This is a genomic window from Microbacterium sp. str. 'China', assembly GCF_002993305.1.
Classification (GTDB): Bacteria; Actinomycetota; Actinomycetes; order Actinomycetales; family Microbacteriaceae; genus Microbacterium; species Microbacterium paraoxydans.
In genome coordinates this window covers 25,352-44,110 of record NZ_CP027434.1, presented here as the reverse complement: position 1 = coordinate 44,110, position 18,759 = coordinate 25,352, and the positions used below count along the sequence as shown (strand labels likewise).

The 18,759-nt window shown below is 70.4% G+C and carries 17 protein-coding genes and 1 tRNA gene; 12 read left to right on the top strand and 6 right to left on the bottom strand.

Features of this window, described 5'->3' with window-relative positions:
• The first annotated feature begins 85 nt into the window (after positions 1-85).
• The 3 genes from C6C15_RS00210 to C6C15_RS00200 all read left to right on the top strand — a co-directional run bounded on the left by C6C15_RS00210 (position 86) and on the right by C6C15_RS00200 (position 2,560).
• Positions 86-1,270, top strand: a complete 1,185-nt coding sequence (locus C6C15_RS00210) for a zinc-dependent alcohol dehydrogenase (protein ID WP_105950718.1) — start codon at positions 86-88, stop codon at positions 1,268-1,270.
• 70 nt (positions 1,271-1,340) lie between these two features.
• The gene (locus C6C15_RS00205) at positions 1,341-1,586 is read left to right on the top strand and encodes a hypothetical protein (protein WP_105948967.1); all 246 of its coding nucleotides are present in this window, start codon (positions 1,341-1,343) and stop codon (positions 1,584-1,586) included.
• Positions 1,583-2,560, top strand: a complete 978-nt coding sequence (locus tag C6C15_RS00200; RefSeq protein ID WP_105948966.1) for an SRPBCC family protein — start codon at positions 1,583-1,585, stop codon at positions 2,558-2,560. Before C6C15_RS00205 ends, C6C15_RS00200 begins: the two co-directional genes overlap by 4 nt.
• Positions 2,561-2,568: 8 nt before the next feature.
• Here the strand turns inward: C6C15_RS00200 and C6C15_RS00195 are convergent, their stop codons facing one another.
• Together C6C15_RS00195 and C6C15_RS17390 are read right to left on the bottom strand one after the other, a co-directional pair.
• On the bottom strand, positions 2,569-2,883 hold the full coding sequence (locus C6C15_RS00195; protein ID WP_105948965.1) for a hypothetical protein: 315 nt from the start codon (positions 2,881-2,883) through the stop codon (positions 2,569-2,571).
• Positions 2,884-3,020: 137 nt separating this feature from the next.
• The gene (locus tag C6C15_RS17390; RefSeq protein ID WP_255218720.1) at positions 3,021-3,155 is read right to left on the bottom strand and encodes a hypothetical protein; all 135 of its coding nucleotides are present in this window, start codon (positions 3,153-3,155) and stop codon (positions 3,021-3,023) included.
• A 358-nt stretch (positions 3,156-3,513) separates the two neighbouring features.
• Between C6C15_RS17390 and C6C15_RS00190 the strand changes: the two genes are divergently transcribed.
• The 5 genes from C6C15_RS00190 to C6C15_RS00170 all read left to right on the top strand — a co-directional run bounded on the left by C6C15_RS00190 (position 3,514) and on the right by C6C15_RS00170 (position 6,657).
• Complete coding sequence (locus C6C15_RS00190) at positions 3,514-3,780, top strand: hypothetical protein (protein WP_060923313.1); 267 nt, start codon at positions 3,514-3,516, stop codon at positions 3,778-3,780.
• Positions 3,777-4,091: a hypothetical protein gene (locus C6C15_RS00185; protein ID WP_060923312.1), complete on the top strand. Its 315-nt coding sequence runs from the start codon at positions 3,777-3,779 to the stop codon at positions 4,089-4,091. Before C6C15_RS00190 ends, C6C15_RS00185 begins: the two co-directional genes overlap by 4 nt.
• A 27-nt stretch (positions 4,092-4,118) precedes the next feature.
• Positions 4,119-4,592 (top strand): MarR family winged helix-turn-helix transcriptional regulator, encoded by a 474-nt coding sequence (locus C6C15_RS00180; RefSeq protein ID WP_060923311.1) that lies wholly within the window; start codon positions 4,119-4,121, stop codon positions 4,590-4,592.
• Positions 4,589-5,392: an SDR family oxidoreductase gene (locus tag C6C15_RS00175; protein WP_060923310.1), complete on the top strand. Its 804-nt coding sequence runs from the start codon at positions 4,589-4,591 to the stop codon at positions 5,390-5,392. Before C6C15_RS00180 ends, C6C15_RS00175 begins: the two co-directional genes overlap by 4 nt.
• Positions 5,393-5,514: 122 nt before the next feature.
• On the top strand, positions 5,515-6,657 hold the full coding sequence (locus C6C15_RS00170; RefSeq protein ID WP_199787674.1) for a calcium:proton antiporter: 1,143 nt from the start codon (positions 5,515-5,517) through the stop codon (positions 6,655-6,657).
• A gap of 13 nt (positions 6,658-6,670) precedes the next feature.
• Here the strand turns inward: C6C15_RS00170 and C6C15_RS00165 are convergent, their stop codons facing one another.
• The 4 genes from C6C15_RS00165 to C6C15_RS00150 form a co-directional block, all read right to left on the bottom strand.
• Complete coding sequence (locus C6C15_RS00165; protein ID WP_060923308.1) at positions 6,671-7,138, bottom strand: hypothetical protein; 468 nt, start codon at positions 7,136-7,138, stop codon at positions 6,671-6,673.
• Between the two features lie 64 nt (positions 7,139-7,202).
• The gene (locus C6C15_RS00160) at positions 7,203-13,928 is read right to left on the bottom strand and encodes a DUF7507 domain-containing protein (protein WP_158698484.1); all 6,726 of its coding nucleotides are present in this window, start codon (positions 13,926-13,928) and stop codon (positions 7,203-7,205) included.
• Positions 13,929-14,049: 121 nt separating this feature from the next.
• The gene (locus C6C15_RS00155; protein ID WP_105948962.1) at positions 14,050-14,511 is read right to left on the bottom strand and encodes a hypothetical protein; all 462 of its coding nucleotides are present in this window, start codon (positions 14,509-14,511) and stop codon (positions 14,050-14,052) included.
• 83 nt (positions 14,512-14,594) lie between these two features.
• Positions 14,595-14,677, bottom strand: a tRNA-Leu gene (locus C6C15_RS00150).
• Between the two features lie 144 nt (positions 14,678-14,821).
• Here C6C15_RS00150 and C6C15_RS00145 point away from each other — a divergent pair.
• Genes C6C15_RS00145 through C6C15_RS00130 form a run of 4 tightly spaced genes read left to right on the top strand, consistent with a single transcriptional unit; the run spans position 14,822 to position 18,759 of the window.
• Complete coding sequence (locus C6C15_RS00145) at positions 14,822-15,547, top strand: FhaA domain-containing protein (RefSeq protein WP_060923298.1); 726 nt, start codon at positions 14,822-14,824, stop codon at positions 15,545-15,547.
• The gene (locus C6C15_RS00140) at positions 15,544-16,065 is read left to right on the top strand and encodes an FHA domain-containing protein FhaB/FipA (protein WP_105948961.1); all 522 of its coding nucleotides are present in this window, start codon (positions 15,544-15,546) and stop codon (positions 16,063-16,065) included. The genes C6C15_RS00145 and C6C15_RS00140 overlap by 4 nt, the downstream gene beginning before the upstream one ends.
• A 7-nt stretch (positions 16,066-16,072) precedes the next feature.
• The gene (locus C6C15_RS00135) at positions 16,073-17,377 is read left to right on the top strand and encodes a PP2C family protein-serine/threonine phosphatase (RefSeq protein WP_060922719.1); all 1,305 of its coding nucleotides are present in this window, start codon (positions 16,073-16,075) and stop codon (positions 17,375-17,377) included.
• Positions 17,374-18,759 carry an FtsW/RodA/SpoVE family cell cycle protein gene (locus tag C6C15_RS00130; RefSeq protein ID WP_105948960.1) on the top strand — a complete coding sequence of 462 codons (1,386 nt, stop codon included), beginning with the start codon at positions 17,374-17,376 and terminating at the stop codon, positions 18,757-18,759. The genes C6C15_RS00135 and C6C15_RS00130 overlap by 4 nt, the downstream gene beginning before the upstream one ends.

Here is an 18,759-nt window from a genome sequence, read left to right as displayed (position 1 = left end):
GTCCACGGCCTGTCAACCGGGTGGCCATGCTGCGGCGCGCCCGAGAGCGTGGAGGGACGACGGACATCGAGACGTGGAGGACATGATGAAGGCACTCACCTGGCAGGGCAAACGGAACGTGACGGTGGAGGAGGTCGCCGACCCGGTCATCCAGCAGCCGGCGGACGCCATCGTCCGGATCACCTCGTCGGCCATCTGCGGATCCGACCTGCACCTCTACGAGCTCCTGGGGCCGTTCCTCGACCGCGGCGACATCCTCGGGCACGAGCCGATGGGCGTCGTGGTGGAGGTCGGCGCGAACGTCACGAAGCTGAAGCCCGGTGACCGCGTGGTGATCCCCTTCAACATCTCCTGCGGGGTGTGCTTCTTCTGCCTCCGCGGGCTGCAATCGCAGTGCGAGACGACCCAGGTGCGGAAGTACGGCAGCGGCGCAGCTCTCTTCGGCTACACCAAGCTCTACGGCCAGGTCCCCGGCGGGCAGGCCGAATACCTCCGCGTGCCGCTGGCGGACTACAACCACATCCCGGTCGCACCGGACCTGCCGGATGAGCGCTACCTCTTCCTCAGCGACATCCTGCCGACAGCCTGGCAGGGCGTGGAATACGCGCAGCTTCCCGAAGGCGGGACCCTCGCGGTGATGGGCCTCGGCCCCGTCGGGCAGTTCGTCAGCCGGATCGCCCGGCACCGCGGCAACCGCGTCATCGCCGTCGAACCGGTGGCGGAACGACGGGCGATGGCGGAGCGGCACGGCATCGAGACGCTCGACCTCACCGACACGACCGTGGAAGAGATCCGCGACGCGACCCAGGGACGGGGTGCGGATGCCGTGGTGGATGCGGTCGGCCTGGAGGCGCACGGCAACAGCGGTGTGGAGTTCCTGCAGAAGGCGGTCGGCCTGCTGCCCGATCCCGCAGCGCGGCAGATGCTCGACAAGGCCGGGGTGGATCGGCTCGCTGCCGTCTACGCCTCGATCGACGCCGTCCGCCGCGGCGGGACGATCTCGCTGAGCGGTGTGTATGCGGGCGATGCCGACATCCTGCCGATGAAGACCCTCTTCGACAAGCAGATCAGCCTGCGGATGGGCCAGTGCAACGTGAAGAACTGGATCGACGATCTCCTCCCGCTCGTCGAGGACCCGTCGGATCCGCTGGGCGTGATGGATCTGACGACGCATCACGCGGCGCTGGAGGACGCCCCGGAGCTGTACCGGACGTTCCAGGAGAAGAAGGACGGCTGCATCAAGGTCGTACTGCACCCCTCCGCCGCCTGACGGGTCGGTCGAGGGACTCTTCGAGCAACCGCGGTTGACAATCTGCCTGTCAGCAACCTAGGTTGACAGCATGGAGTCCCTCGACATCGCCCGCGCCGCCGCGGACACGACCGATCCGCGTGCCGGGCTGCGCGCCGTGGCCTCGCTGCGGACCCTCGCCGACGCTCTCGAGCTGCGGCAGGTGGAGGCCGCCCTTCGCGCCGGGATGAGCTGGCAGGCCATCGCAGACGCCCTCGGCGTCACGCGACAGGCCGCGCACAAGAAGCACAGCCGCCGCATCGACCCGACCATCCCGGTCCCGCGGCGGAACGCATGAGCCGCTTCACGGACGCCGCCGCGGCCATGCACACCCTCTCGCTCGCGGCGATGGAGGAGGCCTCACGCCTCGGACTGCGCGACGCGGACATCGACCACCTGCTGCTCGCGCTCACGATCGACGCCGACACCGGCGGACAGGTGCTCCGACGGGCCGGCGTCCGCCTCGATGCCACCAGGGCCGCTGTCGAAGCGCAGCACGCGGGGCAGCTCCTCGCCATGGGGATCGACGCTCCGGCGGTGGGTCCGGGGCGCATCGTGTTCCATGAGACCGACGGCTACGACTGGACCGAGCGTGCCCTCGCCGTGCTCCGAGCCGCGTCTCAGGGAGGTCGCCGCGGGGACTCCGCCGCCGTGCTTCGTGCCCTGCTCGCAGAACCCAGCGGCCTGATCACCGCCATCCTCGGTCGGCTCGCCGTGACGGAAGACGACCTCACGGCCCAGCTCGACGAGGTCGAGGGCACCGCGCGCTCCCCTCAGCCGGGCCGAAAGCCGGTGGCCGGGGGGATCACCGGGTCCCGCTCGATGTTCGTGCCGGCCGCGGAATCAGAGCTCCGGGCGGTGCTCGCCGATCCTGAACGGCTCCCGGAGTGGGAGCAGAGCGTCGCCGGCGTCCTCCCCGCCGGGAACGACGGCCCCTGGGAGGCATTCGCCCCGACCACGGCGCCGGACGGACGGCCCCTGCGCCGCAAGCCCGAGTTCCATCGCCTCCGTGTGATGCGGGAGGAGGAGTCCGGGGCGCTCACCTGGCGCTTCGAGTACCCCGACGCGCCCCATGCGAATCCGCGCGCCCTCACGATGGCACTCGAACCGGCCGCGGGCGGGACGCAGCTCCGCGCGACGATGACGTGGGAGGCCAGGCCCCGCGGTCCGGTGCGACGGGCACTGCGGGCACCGCTGCTTCCGCTCTGGCGCGGCCTCGTCTTCATCCAGCTCGCGCAGGTCGAGAGCGGGATCAGCCGCCTCTTCCGCTGAGCGTCGGCTCAGTCGCCCTCGTGCCGCGGACCGACGCCCGGCTCCTTGCTGTGGGTCGACTCGTAGGCGGGCTCCGGCGGGTTCTTCGACGACGGGTCGACGCGGGCCGCGTTTCCGGCCCCGGCGTCCGCACCGGCGCCGCCGGCGGGCACGTCCTGCAGGGCGTCGGGGTCGTCGCCGCCCCGTTCGGCGAGATGTGCCGCGATGCCCTCGCGGGACGGTTCCTCCTCGGACTCGGCGGCGGCGTCTTCCTCCGCGAGCCGCAGAGCCTCCTCCGACAGCAACGGCTCGTCCGGGTACATGAAGGCTTCCGGATTCGACATGACGCGCTCCTCTCGTAGCGGAGACTCCAGAGTGCGTCGGATCCGCGCTGAGGACAAGGCCCGTTGACAGCTCGCCGTCGCCCCGGTATCCCCGGTGGGCGCAGCGGAGGACCGCCACGCCCACCGGGCCGGAGCCCTCAGCTCTTCGCGCCCTTGCGAGGCTTGAGGAACTCGTCCGGGGCGTTCTTCGCGCGCTTCGCCGCCCGCTTCTCCTTGAGCGAGAGCTGCGGCGCCTTCTTTCCTGCGCGACCCGGTGTGGACTTTCCTGACATGGCGCTTCCCCTTTGTGACTGGCTGGCGTAACCCCCGACCATACCCGGAAGCACAGGGAAGTCAAATTTCCCGCTGAACGGGAGAAAAACGCGCCCGGGAATCGCTCAGGACCCCACTCGACGAGCGGATGACCCAGCCACTTCTTTTGAATGACTCAAAATAACGTGGTACCGTCGAAGGACAGCAACCGGCCAGGCCGACCGCTCCGCACGCCCCTCACCGGGCCGCCGGCGGAGCGCGCCACCGCACCACGCGCACCGACCCCGGGGAGACCACCCCGCCGTCCGACGTGCGTCTCGCGAGGGACCCCCGTCCCTCGGCGCGAGCCTGCCCATACGCCCCGAGAGAGGAACACCCATGCCAGAGACACGACCCACCGAGCAGCGCAGGACGGGGTTCACCTCGATGCCGCACGCCCTCGGCCGCGGCGGCCGCGAGGACATCGTCTGGGAGGCGCTCGAGCGGGTGGACGGCAAGCCGGCGCCCGCGATCGGCGTCATGCAGGCGGCGATGGGCACGGAGGCGCAGATCCGCCTGACCGCGGACGTGATCCGCGCCTACCTCGATGCGCACGGCCTTCGGGACACCCGGGAGTGGGCGGCACGCCAGGGCGGTGCCGCATGAGGCGCCGGCTCCGCGCGGAGACCCAGGAACCGGCCGACGCCGTGCTGCGGCTACAGCCGGCGGAGCTCCATGACACGGCACCGTTCGCCCCCGGTGGCGATCGCTTCGTCGCCGAGCTCGCCTCCCCCGGCCTCGGGGCGTGCTCGTTCGTGCTCGGCCCGCAGGGCACGCCCCCGCCCGCGTGGATCGTGCTCGACTACGCCGACGGGCAGCAGCGACGGTGGCGACGCGCGCGGCGCGCGGGCGGTCGGCACTTCTTCACGCTCGCGGAGGACACGGCGAGCGCGGGATACGTCACTACTGTTGCCTGAGGCAACTTTGGGGCGTACCATGGACACATGACCACCGGCGAGGACGTCGCCGGCATCCACCTGGCACTCGTCCGCGTGGTGTCGGAATGGAGTGAGAGCGACCTGCAACGTCAGGTCGCGGAAGCCGTCGACGTCGCCCTCGATCCGTCCGCCATCCGCGCGCTCTACCTGCTCGGGATGAACGGGGGTGCGATGGGCTTCGGCGACCTGGCCGCGCACGCGACACTGTCGCGGCCGACCACGTCGAAGCTCGTCGCCCGCATGGCGACGCAGGGCGTCGTCGACCCCGTGCGCTCGGGACGCACGGTCGAGGTGCGCCTCACGGACGCAGGCCGGACGGCCTATGCGCGCCTGGTCGAGGCCGGCCATCGCATGGTCGACGATGCGCTCGCAGGCTGGTCACCGGACGAGATCGACGGATTCCGCCGCCAGCTCGGCCGCTTCGTCACCGCACTGTCCGGCACGCCGCCGGTCGTGTCCATCAAGGAGGAAACCCCATGACCCGCACCTATGTCGTCACCGGATCCGCATCCGGGATCGGCGCCGCCACCGCCGAGCTGCTCCGCTCCCAGGGCCACACCGTCATCGGCGTCGACCTCGCCGGCGTCGAGGTCGACGGAGATCTTTCCACCCACGAGGGGCGTCTGGCCGCGGCGAGCGCCGTGGTCGAGGCGGCCGACGACGGGATCGACGCCGTCATCGCCTGCGCCGGCATCTCGGCTCCGATCTCGAAGACGATGTCCATCAACTTCTTCGGCGTGACCGAGTTCCTGACCGCGCTCCAGCCCACGCTGAGCTTGGCCGACGCACCCCGCGCCGCCGTGGTGTCGTCGATGGCCTCGCTGCAGCCGGTGTCGCCCGAGCTCGTCGACGCCGCCCTCGCCGGCGACGAGGCGCGCGCGATCGAGATCGGCGACCGCCTGGCCGCGACGCCCGAGGCCGGGTTCCTCAACTACTCGTCCAGCAAGCGCGCCCTCTCGCGCTGGGTCCGTCGCGAGAGCGTCACCCCGGCGTGGGCGGGAGCGGGCATCCCGCTGAACGCCGTCGCCCCCGGAACCGTCACCACGGCGATGACGGCCGGCCTGCTCGACTCGCCCGAGGGCCTGGCCATGGTGGACGCCGCCGTGCCGATGCCGCTGAACTACCACCAGCCGGCGTCCTCCATCGCCGAGCTGCTCGTCTGGCTGACCAGCCCGGCCAACACCCACATGGCGGGACAGACGATCTACTGCGACGGCGGGGCCGACGCCGTGCTGCGAGGCGACGACATCTGGTCCTGGAACGACGCACCGCAAGGCTGAGTCCGGCTCTGCTCAGCCGCTGTTCCGGGAGCGCGGGTATCCTGGAGGTGTCTCCGGCACCCGGAGCAGCGGACGAGGGAGCAGTACCCGCACACGACGACTGACTCATGAAGGAGTCCGTCATGATCCGGTCGTCCATCACCCGCACCGACGTGCTGCGCGTGGCGCTGGGGTGGGCCGCGTTCGCCGCCCTGCTGGCCCTGCACCCGCTGCTCGCGCCGCCCGTGCCCGGACCCCTCCTCGTCGTCGCCCTCCTCGTGATCGTCGCCGTCATCCTCGTGTGCGCGTTCGGCGTCGTGAAGCAGGCGGAGGCCCTCGCCCACCGGCTGGGCGATCCCTACGGCTCCCTGGTGCTGACGCTGTCGATCGTGCTCATCGAGGTGATCCTCATCTCGGCCGTCATGCTCGGGCCGGGCGAGCACGCCACGATCGCGCGGGACTCGGTCATGGCCGTGTCGATGATCATCCTCAACCTCGTCATCGGCCTGGCCCTCCTCCTCGGTGGCCTCCGCCATCGGGGGATGGCGCACAACCGCACCGGCACATCCGCGTACCTGTCGATGCTCGTGGTCCTCGTCGCTCTGGCGTTCGGCCTCCCCGGTCTCATCGGTGACAACGGTGCGTACACGATCGGGCAGGAGATCCCGATCATCCTGCTCACCCTCGCTCTCTACGCGTTCTTCCTGTTCCGGCAGATGGGTGCGCAGGCCGACGACTTCACCGAGGTGGACGAGCGACTGCGGTCGGGGGCCCGCGCTTCCGAGGGCACGGCGGCGCCGCGGAACCCCATCCGCGAGGTGCTCGCGGCCCACCGCGTCGAGGTGCTGACCCGCCTCGTGCTCCTCGTCGTCACGGTCGTCCCGATCGTGCTGCTCTCGCACGACATGGCGGCCCTGCTCGACGACGGTCTCGGCCGGCTCGGCGCTCCGGTCGCCCTGGCGGGACTGCTGATCGCGGGCATCGTGTTCCTCCCCGAGTCGATCACCTCGATCCGCGCCGCCCTGAACGGCGAGGCGCAGCGCGTGAACAACCTCTGCCATGGCGCGCTCGTGTCGACGGTCGGCCTCACCATCCCCGCTGTCCTCCTGATCGGCATGCTCACCGGGCAGGAGGTGGTGCTCGCCGAGTCGCCGGCGAACCTCCTCATGCTCGCCGTGACGCTGCTGCTGTCGGTGACGACGTTCGCGGCGAAGCGGGTCACCGCGATGCACGGCGCCGCGCACCTGGTGACCTTCGCCGTCTACGTCCTCATCCTCTTCAGCTGAGCCCCTCAGCGGGTCAGGATGCCGCGCCCGCTCCGCGCAGCGCGCAGCGGAGGTCGCTCGGCGGCACGAAGTCCGCGGTGAGGGACCAGTCGGCCTCCTCGCCGGCGGGGACCTCCACCGTCACCTGACCGGACCCGACGACCGTAGCCGCATCGGTGGTGAAGAACACGGTCACGACGTAGGCGGCATCCTCGTCGGTCGGATTGCCGACCACGCCCTCCGCCGTACCGCCGTCATCCTCCGTGGTGCAGGTCGTGATCTGGGTGCCGGCGCGCACCTCCGGAGCGTCCGGCACATCCTCCGGCACGCTCGTCGCTCCGACGACCCCCTCGTCTTCACCGGGGATCTGCGGCGCCCCTTCCGCGGCCGTGCGCGTCGGGGCCGGATCCTCCGCGGCGGGCGTGCAGCCGCTGAGAAGGAATCCGAGAATCAGGATCGGGGCCGCGAGGCGGGCGATGCTGCGGCGGCGTGTGGACATCATGGGCTCCTCCTTCGACCAGGAGCGGCCCGTGGCGGGCGATCACCCGCCACGGGCCGCCTCTCGGTCAGCGCTGTTCCTGCTCTTCCTCTCGCCGTCGCATCCGCGTGAGGCCCAGGCCCAGTCCGGCGAGGACCATCACCCCGCCCAGCAGCAGGCCGCCGGCGGCGAGCGTGCCACCCGTGACCGCGAGTCCGGTCGGCGGCGTCGGCACCACGCGGGTGACCGTCTGCGAGGTCGGCGGATCGATCGGCCCTGCCGGCGTGTTGCCGGTCACGGTCGCGACGTTGCGCACCTCACCGCGACGCACGTCCGCGGCGTCGATCGTGTGCGGAGGCACCGTGCACGTCATCTGCTCCCCGGAGGCGAGGCTCGTCGCCGGGCAGGTGACCGCACCGGCCGTGGGATCCGACACGACGATGTCGGAGACCGTCTGCGCCCCGGTGTTGGTGACGATGATCGTCCACTCCACCCGGTCGCCGAGGTCGATGAGCCGGTTGGCGTTCACGTCGACGGTCGTCGCCCGCTTCTCGATCGCGAGGGAGTTGGTCCCGTCGAACGGCACCTCCACGGTCGAGGGCGGTGACACCGGCGGTTCACCCGAGGGCGGCGTGCCGGTGGCCGTCGCGGTGTTGGTCAGCCGTCCGGAGTCCACGTCCGCTTGCGTGGTCGTGTAGGTCGCCGCGCAGGTCACCGTTTGGCCCGGAATGATGCGGGCGGCGTCGTCCGGGCAGGTGATCGCCGACATCTCGCCCTCACCGGAGAAGTCCGTGTCGTCCACCGCCACGTCCGCCAGGGTGACATTTCCCGTGTTGGTCACGACGAAGGAGTACTCCAGAGTCTCCCCCACGGTCGTCATCACGGCCGGGGTCGCCGACTTCACGATGCTGAGGCCCGGAGTCGACAGCGCGGGGACGCGCGCCTCGGACGGCGGCGACACCGGGGGCTGCAGGTCCCCGGGCGGCACACCGGTGGCGGTCGCGGAGTTCGTCACCTGGCCGGCGTCGATGTCCTCCTGCGTCAGCACATACGTCGCCGTGCAGATGAGCTGGGCACCGGGGGCCATCGACGCGGTCCCGGGCGGGCAGTCGATCGCCGACAGCGGACCCGTCCCGGAGAAGTCGCCCTCGGTGATCGTGACGTCCGTCAGCGTGACATTGCCGGTGTTGGTCACCACGAAGGAGTAGGTGATGTCCTGGCCCACGACGTAGGCCGCTGCCGTGTCAGGGCTGGCCGACTTCACCACGGCGATCGCCGGGTTCCGGTCACCGGGCAGTTCCACCGTCGACGGAGGCGTGAGCGGCGGCTCGCTGGTCGGCGGACCCGTCGGCGGCTCTCCCGTCGCGACGGCCGTGTTCGTGAGCTGCCCTGCATCGACATCCGCCTGGGTGACCACGTACGGCGCCGTGCAGGTCACGGTCGCACCGGGGGCCAGCGAGGCGGCCGCGGCCGGACACGTGATGACCGGCGCGGTTCCCGTCCCTGAGAACGACACCTCGTCCACGCCGACGTCCGTCATCGTGACGTTGCCCGTGTTGGTGATGAGGAACGAGTACGTGATCGTCTGCCCTGCGGCGCTGATGCGCGTGAGGTCCGCGGTCTTCGCGACCGTGAGGGCCGGCAACCCCTCCGAGGGCACCTCGACCGTCGACGGCGGCGAGACGGGCGGCTGCCCCGACGGCGGTGTCCCCGTGCCGGTGGCGGTGTTCGTGACGCCACCCGCATCGACGTCGGCCTGGGTCACGACGTACGGCGCGGTACACGTCACCTCCGCTCCCGGAGCGAGCGACTCCGCTCCCGCAGGACAGGTCACCACCGGAGCCGTGCCGGTGCCGGTGAAGGAGACCTCGTCCACACCCACGTCCGTCAGCGTGACGTTGCCCGTGTTGGTGAGGAGGAAGGAGTACGTGATCGTCTGGCCCGCCGCGGTGATCTCGGTGCGGTCGGCCGTCTTCGCCACGGTCAGCGCGGGTGCCGGGTCGCCGGGGACCAGCACGGTCGAGGGTGGTGACACGGGGGGTTCGCCCGAGGGCGGCGTGCCGGTCACGGTCGCGGTGTTCGTCACCCCGCCGCCGTCGAGGTCGGCCTGCGTGACCACGTACGGCGCGGTGCAGGTGACCTGAGCACCCGGCGCGAGCGACGCGGCCCCCGCCGGGCACGTCACGACCGGAGCCGTGCCGGTGCCGGTGAAGCCCGTCTCCTCGACCGTCACGTCGGCGATCGTCACGTTACCCGTGTTGGTGACGAGGAACGAGTACGTGATCGTCTGACCCGCTGCGGTGATCGTCGACCGGTCGGACGACTTCACGACCGACAGGCCCGGCGACGGCTCCGACGGCACCTCGACCTCGGAAGGCGGCGACACCGGCGGCTCCCCCGACGGGGGAGTACCGGTCGTGGTCGCGGTGTTCGTCACACCACCCGCATCCACGTCGGCTTGCGTGACGACGTACTCCGCCGTGCAGGTCACCTCGTCCCCGGGAGCGAGCGACGCCACCGCGGCCGGGCACTCGATGACCGGCGGGGTCCCGGTGCCGGTGAACGAGGCCTCCGTCACCTCGACGTCCGTCAGAGTGACGTTGCCGGTGTTCACGACGAGGAAGGAATAGGTGATCGTCTGGCCGGCGGCCGTGATCTCGGTCCGGTCAGCCGTCTTCGACACCGACAGGCCCGGCGACGGCTCCGACGGCACCTCGACCTCGGAAGGCGGCGACACCGGCGGCTCGCCGGACGGCGGCGTGCCCGTCACGGTCGCGGTGTTGGTGACTCCACCCGCGTCGATGTCCGCCTGCGTGACGACGTACTCCGCCGTACACGTCACCTGCGCACCGGGAATCATCGTGGCGGCACCCGCAGGACAGGTCACCACCGGAGCAGGACCCGTACCGGTGAAGGTGCCCTCCTCCACCGTGACGTCGCGCACCGTGACATTCCCGGTGTTCGTCACCAGGAACGAGTAGGTGATCGTCTGTCCCGCTGCCGTGATCTCCGTCCGGTCAGCGGTCTTCTCCACGGTCAGCGCCGGGGCCGGGTCACCGGGGATCTCCACCGTCGTCGGCGGCGACACCGGTGGCGTCCCCGACGGCGGTGTGCCCGTCGCCGTCGCCGTGTTCGACAACTGCCCGGCGTCGATGTCGGCCTGCGTCAGCGTGTACGTAGCGGTGCACTCGACCTGCGCCCCCGGTGCGAGCGATGCGGCCCCCGCCGGACACGAGATCGCCGACACCTCTCCCGAGCCCGTGAACGCGGTCTCGTCCACCGTCACGTCGGTGAGGGTCACGTTGCCCGTGTTCGTCACGACGAACGTGTAGATGATCTCCGTCCCCACCGTGTAGCCGGCAGCCGTGGAGGGGTCGGCCGACTTCACGACGGTGATGCCCGGCGTCTCGATCGACGGCACCTCGATCTCCGACGGCGGCGACACCGGCGGCTCGAGGGTTCCGGGCGGGTCGCCCGTCACGGTGGCGGTGTTCGTCACGCCGCCTGCATCGATGTCGGCCTGGGTCACCTCGTAGGTCGCGGTGCACGTCACCTGACCTCCGGGTTCGAGGGACGCGGCCGCTGCGGGGCAGGTGACGACGGGAGTCGCACCGGTACCCGAGAACGACACCTCGTCCACGGTCACGTCCGCGATGGTCACGTTGCCCGTGTTCGTCACGAGGAACGAGTAGGTGATGACGTCCCCCGCGGCGGTGATCTCCGTCCGGTCAGCCGTCTTCGCGACCGTGAGGGCGGGCGCGCCGGGCACCGTGACGATCGCCGTGGAGGGTCCGGACACCGGCGGCTCGAGGTCGCGCGGCGGCGTGCCCGTCGCGGTCGCGGTGTTGGTCACCTGACCCGCGTCGACATCCGCCTGCGTCGCCTCATAGGACGCGGTGCAGGTCACCTGGGCGCCCGGAGCGAGTGTCGCCGCGGCGGCCGGGCAGGTGATCTCCGGCGCCGTGCCCGTGCCGGAGAACGCGGTCTCGGTCACGGTGATGTCGGTGAGGGTCACGTTGCCCGTGTTCGTCACGAGGAAGGCGTAATCGACGGTCGCCTCGGCGGCTGTGATCGACGTCGGATCGGCCGTCTTGACGAGGGTGATCGCGGGCGTCTCGTCCGCGGGGACCACCACGGTCGAGGGCGGTGACACCGGTGGTTCGCCCGTGGGCGGCTCCCCGGTCACGGTCGCGGTGTTGGTCACCCCGCCCGCGTCGATGTCGGCCTGGGTCACCACGTAGGGTGCGGTGCACGTCACCTGCGCGCCCGGGGCCAGGGAGGCGGCGGCCGCGGGGCAGGTGACGACGGGGGCGGTACCCGTCCCGGTGAACGACGTCTCCGTCACGCCGACGTCGGCGATCGTCACGTTCCCCGTGTTCGTGATGAGGAACGAGTAGGTGATCGTCTGTCCGGCCGCGGTGATCTCCGTGCGGTCCGCCGTCTTCGCCACCGTGAGCGCCGGGGCGGAGGTGACGGGGATCTCGACCGTGGACGGCGAGGACACCGGTGCCGTACCGGTCGGCGGCGTGCCCGTCGCGGTGGCCGTGTTCGTGAGCGCCGAGGTGTTGTAGTCCGCGGCCGTCACGGTGTAGCTCGCGGTGCAGGTGACCTCGGCCCCCGGCACGAGGGAGGCGGCGCCGGCGGGGCAGGTCACGTCGAGGGCTCCGGTGCCGGAGAAGGACTCCTCGTCGATGCCGACGTTCGTCAGGGTGACGTTCCCGGTGTTGGTGACGAGGAAGGAGTAGTCGATCGTCTGCCCGGCGCCGGTGATCGCGGTCGTCTCGGAGCTCTTCTCCAGCGAGATCGCCGGAGCCGGGTCCACCGGCACGCGCACGGTCGAGGGCGGAGACACCGGAGGCGTCAGCGACCCGGGCGGCACACCGGTGGCGGTCGCCGTGTTGCTGACCGATCCCCCGTCCACGTCCGTCTGCGTCAGGGTGTAGCTCGCACGACAAGTCGTCTGCGCACCCGGGGCGAGGGGGGCGACCGGGCACTCGATCGTCGACAGGGAGCCGGAACCCGTGAACGCCGTCTCGTTCACCGCGATGTTCGAGACGGTCACGTTGCCCGTGTTGGTGACGATGAACGAGTAGTCGATCACCTGTCCGACCGTGAAGTCGTCCGGTCCGGACGGGGTCGCCGACTTCACGACCGTGAGCGCCGGGGTGCGGGTCGTGGTGACCGTCGCGGTGCTCGGGTTGCTCTCCACGCCGGTGTTGGCCTCGGAGGTTCCGGTCGCGAGCGCGGTGTTCGTCACCGTCCCCGCGTCGATGTCCGCCTGCGTCAACGTGTACGCCGCCGTACAGGTCGTGTTCTGCCCCACGGCGAGCGTCGTCGCCGCACAGTTCACCGCCCCGAGCGTCCCCGTGCCGCTGAACGCGGACTCGCGGATGCCGAGCCCCGAGACGGCGACGTTGCCGGTGTTCGAGACCGCGAACGAATAGGTCACCGTGTCCCCCGCCGCGCTGGCGGTGGTCGGCGTGACCGTCTTCGTCAACGCCAGAGAGGGCGCCGGAGCCGTGATCGTGACGGCGTAGTCCTCCACCTCACCCGGACCGCCCGTCCCCGTCGGGGTCGCCGCGGTCAACCCTGTCCCGCTCTGGATACGGAATCGGGCGAACGTCTGCCCGCCCACCGTCTGCGAGGCGATGCCGGACCAGTTCAGCGTCACCGACGAGCCGTCCGCCGTGCCCGCCGGGACCGTCGCGGTGGCACCCTCGTTCGCATCGAACACGCCGTTGCGGTTGAAATCGATCCAGCCGACCAGGGTCGCCGGCACACCCGGCACCTTGTTCGACGCCAACACCGACACCGAATAGGTGTTCGTCACGCTGGCCATGATCGGCCCGAACGACGCCACCCCCGTCTCGTCGTTGATGGTCTGGTTCGGGGCCGTGCCGCCGACCACGTTGTCGCCCGTCGCGTTCGCGCTGTACTGCATCGCCGTCTCGGCATCGGCCGACCACCCCAGATACGTCGCCGCATTCAGCTCATGGGAGACCGAGCCGTAACTGGCCGGCGCATCGCCGAAGTCGTCGGGAATCGTCGTACAGGAGGGGTTGAAGCCGTCGATGCCCTCGCCACCGCTCTGCGCGCGGTAACCGCGCACGACGATGTCGCTCGTCCCGGTGGTGTCCCCCGGACCACAGCGAGGAGTCGGCGTATCGAGACCGCCGTTGGTGTTGAAGTTCTCACCCGCGGTGAGGACGGTGGGGGTCGCCGCGAGGTTGATCCGCAGCTCCCCCGCCGCCGTGAAGGTCATCGGGCGGCACGTGATCTGCACGGAGGATGGCCATCGAACGCCCTGGCCGACGAAGGTCGTGCCGGTGATGCGATGCGCGAAGGTGTTCGCCGGACACGTCGCGGTGGACACATTCCCGCGGCTCTGATCGTAGACCGGCCCATCGATCCAGGTGGGGTTCACCGTTCCCGTCACGACGCCCGTGTTGCTCACCGTGATGGTCGAACACTGCAGCGCGAATCGAGTGAGGATGGCGTTCGCTCCGGACGGTGCCTCCGCGGTCCTGTTCTCCGTCCGGACGCCGGTGAGTACCGAGTTCGCCGGGCACTCCGTCGGTGCCGTCAGGTCCTTGTCCGTACCGACGATCGGACCCTCGTAGGAGACGCCGAGGTACAGCTGCGCCGGGTCGCCCGGGGCCGCCGTCGCCGGGAGCACGGGCGCGACGAGCGATCCCAGCACGAGGGCGAGCATGGTCGCCACCGCCCACGGGCGTCGCGGCGACAGCAGCCGCCGTCGCGTTCTCCGGTCCTTCTTCTCTTCGCGCTCGGAATTCGTGTGCAGAGAGAACTGCATGAACACTCCCCTGTTCCGTGCCCAGTCCACCCACCCCTCCGAACTGGGATACGGCTGAGAGTAGGGCGGCGCTTGACGGAACTCCAGGCCACCTTTCGTCGCTAAAGGATGAGGACTTTGGTCACTGACCGGGGGAGGAAGGCGACTCGAGTCGACGGCGCAGAGCCGTCGCGCGTTCCTCGAGTTCCGCACGGATCTCGTGGGCGGCGAGCGAGCCGCCGGAGAGGAAACCGGCCTCCAGCGCCTCCCGCCACCGGCGGTTCACCTCGTCCAGCTCACGGGTGAGGCGCTCCCTCTCCTCGGCCGAGATCGGCTCCGGCGGGACGGCGCCCTCCGCGTCGTCCTCCGGCACGACGTACCACCGGAAGTCCTCGCGACCGCGGGCATTGTTGAGTCGCCAGAGAAGGAGGAGGGAGAGAAGGAACCCTGCTCCCCCCGTCGCGATCATCACCCACGCGAACCCGGTCGTCTCGTCCAGAATGCCGAAGCCGTACCAGAGGAGCAGCAACGTCGTCAGAGCCAGGGCCCCGGGGAAGACGATGCGGACGACGATCAGTCCGACGGTGTGCATCCAGGGGCTCATGCGGGAGACCGTTCGTGGGTGTTCGCGGGGAAACAGAAAGAGCCGGTCAGACTCTGACCGACTCTTTCATGAATGTCTCGCTGTGCGCGAGGGGGGACTTGAACCCCCACGTCCATAAGGACACTGGCACCTGAAGCCAGCGCGTCTACCATTCCGCCACTCGCGCGAGCGTCTCGTTCCGAAGAACTCAACTTTCCGAGGATATCACGCGTTTTCGACCGCGTTGCACACCCCGGCAGGGGCGTCGGCGGCGTTCCCCCAGGTCACCTGGCTACGATGTCCCTACCGGTCGGCATGCCAGAGGAGCCCAGTGGGACTACTTGACAGCTTTGAGAAGGGTCTCGAGCGCGCAGTGAACAGCGCGTTCGCGAAGACCTTCCGCAGCGGCATCCAGCCCGTGGAGATCGCTTCGGCGCTGCGACGCGAGGCGGATACCACTGCGGCCGTGGTGAGCCGCGACCGCATCATCACGCCCAACAACTACGTCGTGCGCCTCAGCCCCGACGACGCGGAGCGCATGCGCGGGCTCGGCGGCGCGCTGACGGACGAGCTGCACGCCCTCCTCACGAAGCACGCGAAGTCGCAGGGGTACAGCTTCGCCGGCCCTCTGTCCATCACGCTCGAAGCGGACGACAAGGTCGCCACCGGCACCGTCCGCGTCACCTCGGGCACCGTCGAGGGACGCGTGAGCTGGCAGGCCGTGGTCGACGTCGACGGACGCCGGCACACCCTCACCCGTGCCCGCACGGTGATCGGCCGCGGCTCCGATGCCGACATCACCATCGCCGACGCGGGCTCGAGCCGTCGTCACGCCGAGATCCTCTGGGACGGCGAGCGCGCCATGCTCCGCGACATGGGGTCCACGAACGGCACGAAGGTGGACGGGCAGAAGCTCCGCGAAGCCGCCCTCCCCTCCGACACCACGATCACGATCGGTCGCACCGATCTCGTGTTCCGCATCGTCCCCGTCGCCACCCCGTCGCGGTCGTCCCGACCGGACGACGACGCGACCCGCGTGTTCGGAGCCCTCGGATGAGCGAACTGGTCCTGCTCCTGCTCCGCATCGGCTTCCTCGTGCTGATGTGGTTCTTCGTGTTCGGGGTCGTCTACTCCCTGCGCGCCGACCTGTTCGGAGTGCGCGCCCGCAAGCTCCCCGCCGAGGCGACCGCGGGACCACCCGCCGCCGCTCCTGCCGCGGCCCCGGCCGCCCCGCCCCGTCCCTCGTCGGCGCGACCGTCGACCGGTCCCGCGACCGTGGCGACGGCGAAGCGCCTGGTGATCACCTCCGGACCGAAGGCGGGTCTCGAGCTCCCCCTCGGCTCCGACGCGATGACGATCGGCCGCTCCAGCGAGTCCGCCCTCGTGATCCGGGACGACTACACCTCCAGCCACCACGCCCGACTCCTGCTCCGCGGTGACACGTGGGCGATCCAGGACCTCGACTCGACGAACGGCACGTTCGTCGCCGGCCAGCGGGTGACGGGCGGTCCGGTCTCCCTGAGCCTCGGCACCCCGGTCAAGGTCGGCGCGACGACGTTCGAGTTGAGGGCCTGACGCCGGCATGGTCTTCGAAGGCTCGAGCGCCGCGATCTCCCACACCGGGAAGGTCCGCTCCAACAACCAGGACTCCGGGTACTCCGGGGCGAACCTGTTCGTCGTCGCCGACGGCATGGGCGGACACGCGGGCGGCGACGTCGCCTCCAGCATCGCCATCCAGCGCATGGAGCCGCTGGACCAGCCGTACTCCTCCACGGAGGACGCGCAGGCCGCCCTGCAGGCCGCGGCCACGACCGCCGCGGGAGACCTCATCCGCGCGGCAAAGGACCGCCCGGAGCTCGCCGGACTCGGCACCACGCTCAGCGCCATCATCATGGTCGACGAGTACGCCGTCATCGGCCACATCGGCGACTCCCGCATCTATCTCTACCGCGACGATGCGCTGACGCAGATCACCGCCGACCACACCTTCGTGCAGCGCCTCGTCGACTCCGGCCGCATCACCCCGGAAGAGGCCAGGTACCACCCGCGGCGCTCCGTCCTCATGCGGGTGCTCAGCGACATGGACGCCGACCCCGAGCTCGACATGTTCGTCATGCACGCGCAGCCCGGCGACCGCTGGCTGCTGTGCTCCGACGGTCTCTCGGGAGTGGTGGACGAGGCCCGCATCCTCAAGGCCATGCAGCTCGGGCTCGCGCCGGGGCGCACGGCCGACAACCTCCTCAAGCAGGCCCTCGACGGCGGGGCCCCCGACAACGTCACGATCGTGATCGTCGATGTGGGCGGACAGCACCCCGTCCATTCCGGCACCGCCACGATCGTCGGCGCGGCGTCGAACCCGTCGGGTGTCTACGTGCCGCCGGTGCGGGCCCCGCGGAGCAACTGGCTGCACCCGGTCCGCCAGGCTGCGAACGAACCGAGCCACTTCGAGCCGGCACCCGAGTACCTCGAGGAGCTGATCGAGGAGGACCGCCGTCGCGCCAAGCGCCGCCGGCTGGGCTGGATCGCCGGAACGCTCGTGGTGCTGGCCATGCTGGGCTTCGCCGCGTTCGCCGCCTACAGCTGGACGCAGACGCGCTACTTCATCGGCGCGGATGAGGACAGCGTCGTGATCTTCCAGGGTGTGCAGCAGAACATCGGTCCGATCACGCTGTCGACACCGGTCGAGGACACCGAGATCCTCCTCGCCGACCTGCCCCCGTACCAGCGGGCCTCGGTCGAGCGCACCATCAGCGCGCGCTCGCTCTCGGACGCCATGGCCATCGTGGACCGTCTCCGCACGGGCGCCGAGGCGAACATCATCGAGCAGACCCCGTTGCCCACGCCGCTCCCCTCCCCGAGCGCGACGCCCTCGGGAGGTGCGGGGTGAGCACCGACGTCCAGGCCGACACCACGGTCATCAAGGCTCTGCGCCGCCTGCGCATGCCGCAGACGCAGCGCAACCGCGAGTTCTGGCTGCTCCTCTTCGCCTGTGCGATCAGCGGCGCCGCCCTCACCCTCGTCCAGCTCGGCGCTCTCGGCACCATCGACCCGATGATCCTGGCGATCGGCGGCGGGCTGGCGGCCCTGGCCTTCGCCCTGCACATCGTGCTGCGCTTCGTGGCAGCCGACTCCGATCCCTTCGTCGTCCCGATCGCGACGCTGCTCACCGGACTCGGCGTCGCGATGATCTACCGGATCGACATCGCCTTCGCGAACACCGGGTGGAACGCCTACTCCACCAAACAGCTCGCCTGGACCGCAATCTCCCTCGCCGGAGCGATCACGGTGGTCATCCTGCTGCGCAACTACCGGATCCTGTTCCGGTACACCTACATCTTCGGCCTCGCCGGAATCCTCCTGCTGCTCCTGCCGTTCGTCCCCGGCCTGCGGATCCCCGATGCGAACGCGCAGGTGTGGGTCTCGCTCGGCGGCATGTTCGCCTTCCAGCCCGGAGAGCTCGCCAAGATCTGCCTGGCGATCTTCTTCGCCGGCTACCTCGTGCGGACGCGGGAGAGCCTGACGTCGGTGGGCAAGCGCGTGCTCGGGATCACCTGGCCGCGCATGCGCGAGCTCGGACCCGTGCTCGTCGTCTGGCTCGTCTCCCTCGGCATCATCGTCGTCCAGCGCGACCTCGGCACCGGAACGCTCATCTTCGGCATGTTCGTGGCCATGCTCTACGTCGCCACCGGCAAGACGAGCTGGGTGCTCATCGGTCTCGGCCTCGTGGTCGCGGGCGTCGCCGTCGCGTCCCAGATCCTCAGCTACGTGCAGGGTCGTTTCATCAACTGGCTCTTCCTGTTCGACTCCTCCAAGGTCGACCCCGACGTCGCCGGCTACCAGCCCATGCAGGGGCTGTTCGGTCTCGCCCGCGGCGGCCTCATCGGCACCGGCTGGGGGCAGGGTCGCCCGGAGATCACGCCGCTCGCGCACAGCGACTACATCATCACGAGCCTGGGCGAGGAGCTCGGCCTCATCGGGCTCTTCGCGATCCTCTGCCTCTACATGGTGTTCGTCAGCCGCGGCGTGCGCATCGGGCTCGCCGGTCAGGACGACTTCGGCAAGCTGCTCGCCACGGGCCTGTCGTTCACCATCGCGCTGCAGGTGTTCATCATGGTCGGCGGTGTCACGCGGGTCATCCCGCTGACCGGCCTGACCACCCCGTTCCTGGCCGCGGGCGGCTCGTCGCTCGTCGCGAACTGGCTCATCGTGGCGCTCCTCCTCCGCATCTCCGACGGCGTCCGCCGTCAGCCCCGGGTGGTGATCGGGTGA

Coding starts and splice junctions, on each gene's coding strand:
- C6C15_RS00185 (WP_060923312.1), top strand. CDS start 3,777: ATGAGGCGCCGGCTCCGCGCGGAGACCCAGGAACCGGCCGACGCCGTG.
- C6C15_RS00210 (WP_105950718.1), top strand. CDS start 86: ATGAAGGCACTCACCTGGCAGGGCAAACGGAACGTGACGGTGGAGGAG.
- C6C15_RS00165 (WP_060923308.1), bottom strand. CDS start 7,138: ATGATGTCCACACGCCGCCGCAGCATCGCCCGCCTCGCGGCCCCGATC.
- C6C15_RS00140 (WP_105948961.1), top strand. CDS start 15,544: ATGAGCGAACTGGTCCTGCTCCTGCTCCGCATCGGCTTCCTCGTGCTG.
- C6C15_RS17390 (WP_255218720.1), bottom strand. CDS start 3,155: ATGTCAGGAAAGTCCACACCGGGTCGCGCAGGAAAGAAGGCGCCGCAG.
- C6C15_RS00155 (WP_105948962.1), bottom strand. CDS start 14,511: ATGAGCCCCTGGATGCACACCGTCGGACTGATCGTCGTCCGCATCGTC.
- C6C15_RS00170 (WP_199787674.1), top strand. CDS start 5,515: ATGATCCGGTCGTCCATCACCCGCACCGACGTGCTGCGCGTGGCGCTG.
- C6C15_RS00175 (WP_060923310.1), top strand. CDS start 4,589: ATGACCCGCACCTATGTCGTCACCGGATCCGCATCCGGGATCGGCGCC.
- C6C15_RS00160 (WP_158698484.1), bottom strand. CDS start 13,928: ATGCAGTTCTCTCTGCACACGAATTCCGAGCGCGAAGAGAAGAAGGAC.
- C6C15_RS00180 (WP_060923311.1), top strand. CDS start 4,119: ATGACCACCGGCGAGGACGTCGCCGGCATCCACCTGGCACTCGTCCGC.
- C6C15_RS00200 (WP_105948966.1), top strand. CDS start 1,583: ATGAGCCGCTTCACGGACGCCGCCGCGGCCATGCACACCCTCTCGCTC.
- C6C15_RS00190 (WP_060923313.1), top strand. CDS start 3,514: ATGCCAGAGACACGACCCACCGAGCAGCGCAGGACGGGGTTCACCTCG.
- C6C15_RS00135 (WP_060922719.1), top strand. CDS start 16,073: ATGGTCTTCGAAGGCTCGAGCGCCGCGATCTCCCACACCGGGAAGGTC.
- C6C15_RS00205 (WP_105948967.1), top strand. CDS start 1,341: ATGGAGTCCCTCGACATCGCCCGCGCCGCCGCGGACACGACCGATCCG.
- C6C15_RS00195 (WP_105948965.1), bottom strand. CDS start 2,883: ATGTCGAATCCGGAAGCCTTCATGTACCCGGACGAGCCGTTGCTGTCG.